Annotated in this window: 7 protein-coding genes; 2 read left to right on the top strand and 5 right to left on the bottom strand. The window is 69.8% G+C overall.

Annotation, left to right across the window (positions count from 1 at the left end):
• Positions 1-652: guanylate kinase (gmk, locus tag GBZ26_RS02835; RefSeq protein WP_247884751.1), on the bottom strand; the 652-nt coding region annotated here is incomplete at its 3' end.
• A 10-nt stretch (positions 653-662) separates the two neighbouring features.
• A complete protein-coding gene (locus tag GBZ26_RS02830; protein WP_174437503.1) occupies positions 663-1,529 on the bottom strand; it encodes a YicC/YloC family endoribonuclease in 867 nt (288 codons plus the stop codon).
• Between the two features lie 124 nt (positions 1,530-1,653).
• Between GBZ26_RS02830 and GBZ26_RS02825 the strand changes: the two genes are divergently transcribed.
• Positions 1,654-2,415: an SDR family NAD(P)-dependent oxidoreductase gene (locus GBZ26_RS02825; protein WP_174437502.1), complete on the top strand. Its 762-nt coding sequence runs from the start codon at positions 1,654-1,656 to the stop codon at positions 2,413-2,415.
• Between the two features lie 9 nt (positions 2,416-2,424).
• Here GBZ26_RS02825 and GBZ26_RS02820 read toward each other — a convergent pair whose 3' ends face one another.
• The 3 genes from GBZ26_RS02820 to GBZ26_RS02810 all read right to left on the bottom strand — a co-directional run bounded on the left by GBZ26_RS02820 (position 2,425) and on the right by GBZ26_RS02810 (position 5,776).
• Positions 2,425-3,039 (bottom strand): class I SAM-dependent methyltransferase, encoded by a 615-nt coding sequence (locus GBZ26_RS02820; protein ID WP_014197477.1) that lies wholly within the window; start codon positions 3,037-3,039, stop codon positions 2,425-2,427.
• 143 nt (positions 3,040-3,182) lie between these two features.
• Positions 3,183-3,884 carry an exopolysaccharide biosynthesis protein gene (locus tag GBZ26_RS02815; RefSeq protein ID WP_174437501.1) on the bottom strand — a complete coding sequence of 234 codons (702 nt, stop codon included), beginning with the start codon at positions 3,882-3,884 and terminating at the stop codon, positions 3,183-3,185.
• Positions 3,881-5,776: an ABC-F family ATP-binding cassette domain-containing protein gene (locus GBZ26_RS02810; RefSeq protein WP_174437500.1), complete on the bottom strand. Its 1,896-nt coding sequence runs from the start codon at positions 5,774-5,776 to the stop codon at positions 3,881-3,883. The genes GBZ26_RS02815 and GBZ26_RS02810 overlap by 4 nt, the downstream gene beginning before the upstream one ends.
• 215 nt (positions 5,777-5,991) lie before the next feature.
• Between GBZ26_RS02810 and ndk the strand changes: the two genes are divergently transcribed.
• On the top strand, positions 5,992-6,414 hold the full coding sequence (ndk, locus tag GBZ26_RS02805; RefSeq protein ID WP_014197473.1) for a nucleoside-diphosphate kinase: 423 nt from the start codon (positions 5,992-5,994) through the stop codon (positions 6,412-6,414).
• Positions 6,415-6,560 lie beyond the last annotated feature (146 nt).

Below are 6,560 nucleotides of genomic sequence, written 5' to 3'. Positions count from 1 at the left end.
ACGGCGAGGGGCCCGCCTCGCACGTCGCACAAGACCCCGGCAACCCGCCCGGGCTCTCCCAGCCGCGCGCCGCGCCGCTCAGACAGGCCTGGACCGCCTGCACGCTCTCGTCCACGTCGTTGTTGACGATCACGTAATCATACTCGCCCCAGTGGCTGATCTCGTCCGACGCCTTGGCCATGCGCTGGGCGATCACCTCCGCCGAGTCCTGGCCGCGGGAGTGCAGGCGGCGCTCCAGTTCGGTGCCCGAGGGCGGCAGGACGAAAATGCTGACCAGATCGGCGCGGGCGTTGGCCGCCAGCTGCTGCATGCCCTGCCAATCGATGTCGAACAGCACGTCGCGCCCGGCGCTCAGCGCCGTCTCCACGGCGTGGCGCGGCGTGCCGTAGCAGTTGCCGAACACGCGGGCGTGCTCCAGCAACTCGCCCTGCCCGGCCATGCGGTCGAACTCCGGCATGTCGACGAAATAATAATGGACGCCCGGCTGCTCGCCGGGGCGCATCGGCCGGGTGGTGACGGACACCGACAGGGTGATGCCGGGGTCGCGGTCCAGCAGGCGGCGCGAAATGGTGGTCTTGCCCGCCCCGGAGGGGGAGGACAGCACGAGCATCAGGCCACGCCGGGCGATCTTCGTGTTCATGGTCTCGGGCATGGGGTAGGTGTCACTCGATGTTCTGGACCTGCTCGCGAAGCTGCTCGATGGAGGCTTTCAACGACAGGCCGATGCGGGTCAGCTCCACGTCGGCGGACTTGGAGCACAGGGTGTTGGCTTCGCGGTTGAACTCCTGGCACAGGAAGTCGAAGCGGCGGCCGATGGCACCCCCCTCCGCCAGCATGTCGCGGGCGGCCTGGATGTGGGCGCGCAGCCGGTCCATCTCCTCGCGCACGTCGGCCTTGGCGATCAAAATGGCCGCCTCCTGGGCCAGCCGCTCCTCCGGCAGGGCCGGGGCGGCGTCGAGCAGGGCGGCAACCTGGCTGCGCAGACGCTCGCGCAAGGCCTCGGGCTGGGTGCTGGCGCAGGCGGCGGCGGCGGTGATCAGCCGCTCGATCTCGTCGAGATGGCCGTTCAGGACGGTCACCAGACGCGCCCCTTCCGACAGGCGGGCGGTCACCAGCTCGCCGATCAGCCGGCCGAGGTCGACCTTCAGCGCGGCCTCCACCCGCTCCCGCGCCTCGCCCTCGTCCTCCTCCACCGGCTCGATGATGCCGCGGACGGCGAGCAGCGAATCGAGCCGCGGCGGGGCGGCCCCGGCGCCCTCGATCTCGCGCGCCAGCTCCAGCACCTGGGCGAGAAGCTCGCGGTTGATGCGAAGCTGCGCCACCGACTGGCTGCGGGTGACGGTCAGGTTCAGGTTGACGCTGCCGCGGGACAGCCGCTTGGGGATCTCGGCGCGGGCGGCGGCCTCCAGCGTGTCGAAGCCGGCGGGCTGGCGGCAGCGGATGTCGAGGTTGCGCCCGTTGACGCTCTTCACCTCGAAGGTCCAACTGTAGCCGTCGGCATGCCCGTCCACGCGTGCGAAACCGGTCATGCTGGAAACGGCGGAGCGTTGGGCGGGCAAAGCGGCCTCGACGAGTATTTGTGGGATCGGGAGGCTCACGTTATAGCGTCGGGCGGCCAAGGCAACAAGCGTCAGGGACAAGGGGGAAAGGGGCATGCGCGATCCGCGCTCGATCGTCATCACCGGGGCGTCCAGCGGCATCGGGGAGGAGCTGGCCCGCGCCTACGCCGCCCCCGGCGTCGCGCTGGCCCTGAGCGGGCGCGACTCCGCAAGGCTGGAGGCGGTGGCGGAGCGCTGCCGCGCCGCCGGGGCGTCGGTGGAAACGGCGCTCGTCGACGCGGCCGACCGCGCGGCGATGGCGGCGTGGCTGAGCGCGCTGGACGCCCGCGCGCCGGTCGATCTGGTCATCGCCAACGCCGGAATCTCCGCCGGCACCGGGGGCGGCGTGGAGAGCGCCGAACAGGCGCGGCGCATCTTCCAGGTGAATGTGGACGGCGTGCTGAACAGCGTCCACCCGCTGCTGCCCGGCATGCAGGCGCGGCGGCGCGGGCAGATCGCCCTGATGGCTTCGCTGGCCGGCTTCCGCGGCATGCCCGGCGCGCCCGCCTATTGCGCCAGCAAGGCGGCGGTGCGGGTCTACGGCGAGTCGCTGCGCGGCGATCTGGCGGGGCAGGGGATCGGCGTGACGGTGATCTGTCCGGGCTTCGTGAAAAGCCGGATGACCGCGGTGAACCGTTTCCCCATGCCTTTCCTGATGGAGGCGGACCGCGCCGCCCAGGTCATCAAGAGCGGGCTGGCCCGCAACAAGGCGCGCATCACCTTTCCCTGGCCGATGGCCGCCACCGTGTGGCTGCTGGCGGCTCTGCCGGTGGGCTTGACGGACGTCCTGCTGCGGCAGGCGCCGCGCAAGGAATGATAGCGGGGATTAGGGCTTGGCTTTCCAATAGCCCCAGACGGAGGCCGGCGGGACGTTCAGCGGGGTGAAGCCCAGCCGCTTGCCCTTGACGCCCAGCGCGCGCTGGTTCAGCGGCGACACGAGGCCGTAGGTGTAGAGAACGAAGCGCCCGCCCTCGGGCAGGATGCGGAAGCAGGCCTCGACGACCTCCTTCTGGGCGCGCATCGGCAGGTTCAGCATGGGGATGCCGATCACCACCGTGCCGACCTTGCCGACCAACTCCGGGCCGAGGATGTCGGCGGCCTTGCGGCAGTCGTCATGGACGACGTTGACGTCCGGGTAATGGCCGCGCAGGAAGCGCGACAGGTGGTCGTCGATCTCGAAGGTGAAGATGCGGTTGCCCGGGATGCCGCGCTGGAGCAGGGCCTTGGTGATGGCGCCGGTGCCGCCGCCGAACTCCACGACGACCTGATCCGGCCCGCACAGCACCTGTTCGCCGATCAGCCGGCAGAGCGCGCCCGAGGATGGTGTTACGGAGCCCATGGAAAGGGGATTTGCCAACCAACGCTGGAAGAAAAGCCACGCGGCCGGCGGCGTCTTGCCGCTTTTCTGCTTCTCCGCGACGGTGATTTCCGTTGGTGTCATGATCGGCCTTTCGCCGTTGGCTGTTGAGCGTTTTACCCCGGGGCTAAACAAGCTGGAGCCTCAGGGGGTCCCGAACCTAACAATCCCAGAGCGCACTTATGTCGCATCCGGGGTCCCCCCGCAACCCGCCGAAGCAGCGGAAGCTATGCCAAGAACGCGGGATATGACGTGACGGCCAGCAGGGTCTGGCCGGCGTAGGACAGGCCACTGGCGACCAGGGCGAAGAAGACCAGACCCGCCACGGTGAGGGCGAGGCTGACCGCGACCGCGGCCCCATCGCGCTCGATCAGGCCCAGGGACAGCAGGACCAGGGCGAAGCCCGGCAGCCAGCCGGTCAGCGGCAGCGGCACCACGCAGGTCAGCGACAGCAGCAGCACCAGCACGCCGAACCAGCGTTCCCCGTCGATGCCGGCGAAGCGGCTGTGGCGCGGCTTCAGCATCCTCTCGATGGCGGTCAGCCGCGGCATCGCCTTGTCGATCATCCGCGCGGCGAGGGAGCGGCTGACCGAGCGGCGGAGAATCCAGCCGGGCAGGGCGGCGCCGCGCTTGCCGAAGGCCATCTGGGCGGAGAAGAGCAGAATCGGCAGGTCGAACAGGCAGGACACGCCCAGTGGCACCGGCGCGATGGTGGGCAGCGACAGAGCCAGCAGGATGGTGCCCAGCGAGCGGTCGCCCAGCGCCTGGATCAGGTCGCCCAGCGACACCCGCCCGTCCGGCAGGTTGGCGCGGAAGGCCGCGAGGACATCGGAAGTCCGCTCCTCCCCATGCTCCTGCCGCCCACGGCGGGCGATCGTGGCGGGGAGCGAGGCCGCTCCGGTGAAGGCCACATTGCGCGGCACGCTCATACGCCGGCCTCCGCCGCCGCCGATTCATAGGCTTCGAGATGCTCCAGCCACGCCTCCTCGGCGGCGGACAGCTTCTTGTCCACGACGCCGAGGTCGATCTGCAGCTTTTGCAGCTTGTCGCTGGGACCGCTGTAGAGGGCGGGATCGGCCAGCTTCGCCTCGATCTTGCGCTTCTCCTCGGTCAGCTTGTTCACCTGCGACTCCGCGTCGGTGGCCTTCTTCTTCAGCGGGGCCAGGGTGGCGCGCGCCTCCGCCGCGGCGCGGCGCTGGTCCTTGCGGCTGGCTCCGGCGTCCGCCGGCTCGCCGCCCTTGGCGGCGGCGCGCTCGGCCCGCGCGCGGTCGAGCAGGAAGCGCCGGTAGTCGTCGAGGTCGCCGTCGTAGGGCTGCACCGTGCCGTCGGCCACCAGCAGCAGCCGGTCGGCGGTCAGCTCGATCAGGTGCGGGTCGTGGCTGATGAGGATGACGGCGCCCTCGAACCCGTTGATCGCCTCGATCAGCGCCTCGCGGCTGTCCACGTCGAGGTGGTTGGTCGGCTCGTCGAGCATCAGGATGTGCGGCGTCTCGCGGCTCATCAGCGCCAGCAGCAGCCGGGCCTTCTCGCCGCCGGACAGGTCGGAGATGCGGGTTTCCGCCTTGCTCTGCTGGAAGCCGAAGCGGCCGAGATGGGCGCGCACCTTCTCCTCCGGCGCCAGCGGCATGATGCGCTGGGTCTGCTGGATCGGGGTCAGCGACAGGTCCAGCTCGTCCTGCTGGTGCTGGGCGAAATAGCCGACGCGCAGCTTGGTCGGGCGCTTCACCTCGCCGGCCATCGCCTCCAGCCGCCCGGCCAGCAGCTTCACCAGCGTGGACTTGCCGTTGCCGTTGGCGCCGAGCAGGGCGATGCGGTCGTCCATGTCGATGCGCAGGTTGACGCGGCGCAGGATGGCGCGGTCACCGTAGCCGATGGTCACCCCGTCCAGCGCGATCAGCGGCGGGGCCATCTCGTCCGGCTGGGGGAAGTTGAAGACGACCTCGGCGTCGTCCTCCATCAGCGTGATGGTCTCCAGCTTCTCCAGGGCCTTCAGGCGGCTCTGCGCCTGCCGGGCCTTGGTCGCCTTGTAGCGGAAGCGTTCGACGAAGGCCATCATGTGCTTGCGCTTGGCCTCCTGCTTGGTCGCCATGGCCTGCAACCGCTCCATGTTGGCGCGGCGCTGCTTGAGGAACTGGTCGTAGTTGCCGGCGTAGGTCACCAGCTTGCCCTGGTCCACATGGATGGTCGTCGTGGGGACCGAGTTCAAGAGGTCGCGGTCGTGGCTGACCAGCAGGATCGTGTGGGGGTAGTTCTTGAGGTACCCCTCAAGCCAGATGGTCGCCTCCAGATCGAGGTGGTTGGTCGGCTCGTCGAGCAGCAGCAGGTCGGGCCGGGCGAACAGCACGCCGGCCAGCGCCACGCGCATCCGCCAGCCGCCCGAGAAGTCGGAGCAGGGCCGCGCCTGCGCGTCGGCGTCGAACCCCAGGCCGGACAGCACCTGGGCGGCGCGCGACGGTGCCGAATGCGCCTCGATGTCGGCCAGCCGGGCGTGAATCTCGCCGATGCGCATGGGGTCGGTGGCCGTCTCGGCCTCGGCCAGCAGGGCGGTGCGCTCCGTGTCGGCGGCCAGGACGGCGTCGATCAGGGTGGTGGCGCCGCTCGGGGCCTCCTGCGCCACCATGCCGATCTTCGTGCCGGTGGGCACGCCGATGGCCCCGGCGTCCGTCTGGAGCTGGCCGGCGATGAGCTTGAGGAGGGTGGATTTTCCGGTGCCGTTGCGGCCGACCAGCGCCACGCGGTGGCCCTTCGACACGACCGCGGTGGCGCGGTCGAACAGCACACGTCCGCCGTAGCGGAACGTCAGGTCGTTGATGTGCAGCATATCGGCGCCGGTTTACCACGGGGAAACCGCGATTTGAAGCGGGACCCGCGGGGCAACCCTTCATGGCAGCCGCGCGAAGTCGGGCGGCGCAGCCTCGCGAAGCGGCCTCACGAACCGGTTGCCGTGGCCGAAAAGCGCCTATATAACCCCGCGCAATCGGCGCCCCGGCCAAACCAGCGGCGCCCATAACGCATTTCCAGCAGGAGCCCACCGCCATGGCCGTCGAACGCACCCTCTCGATCATCAAGCCCGATGCCACCCGCCGCAACCTGACCGGCAAGATCAACGCCAAGTTCGAGGACGGCGGCCTGCGCATCGTCGCGCAGAAGCGCGTCCAGCTGTCCAAGGCCCAGGCCGAGCAGTTCTACGGCGTGCATCGCGAGCGTCCGTTCTTCAACGACCTCGTCTCCTTCATGATTTCCGGCCCGGTCGTGCTCCAGGTTCTGGAAGGCGAGAACGCCATCGCCCGCAACCGCGAGATCATGGGCGCCACCAACCCGGCCAACGCCGCCGAGGGCACCATCCGCAAGGAGTTCGCCGAGTCGATCGAGGCCAACTCGGTGCACGGCTCCGACGCTCCGGAGACGGCCGCCCAGGAGATCGCCTTCTTCTTCGCCGGCATCGAGCTGGTTGGCTGATCGCGGCTCGTCCGCTTCGCAGCCTTGCGCGAAGGGCCGTCCCGACCGGGGCGGCCCTTTTCGATTCCGGGCCGATTCCGGGCCTTCCGCCCGCAACTTGTCGCCCGCGCCGGTTCACGGCGCCGTGGACAGGCGTGGCGAAGTCG

Source organism: Azospirillum formosense (assembly GCF_013340925.1).
GTDB classification, from domain to species: Bacteria; Pseudomonadota; Alphaproteobacteria; order Azospirillales; family Azospirillaceae; genus Azospirillum; species Azospirillum formosense.
This window is presented reverse-complemented; position numbering and strand designations above follow the sequence as displayed.

Coding starts and splice junctions, on each gene's coding strand:
- ndk (WP_014197473.1), top strand. CDS start 5,992: ATGGCCGTCGAACGCACCCTCTCGATCATCAAGCCCGATGCCACCCGC.
- GBZ26_RS02820 (WP_014197477.1), bottom strand. CDS start 3,039: ATGACACCAACGGAAATCACCGTCGCGGAGAAGCAGAAAAGCGGCAAG.
- GBZ26_RS02830 (WP_174437503.1), bottom strand. CDS start 1,529: ATGACCGGTTTCGCACGCGTGGACGGGCATGCCGACGGCTACAGTTGG.
- GBZ26_RS02825 (WP_174437502.1), top strand. CDS start 1,654: ATGCGCGATCCGCGCTCGATCGTCATCACCGGGGCGTCCAGCGGCATC.
- GBZ26_RS02810 (WP_174437500.1), bottom strand. CDS start 5,776: ATGCTGCACATCAACGACCTGACGTTCCGCTACGGCGGACGTGTGCTG.
- GBZ26_RS02815 (WP_174437501.1), bottom strand. CDS start 3,884: ATGAGCGTGCCGCGCAATGTGGCCTTCACCGGAGCGGCCTCGCTCCCC.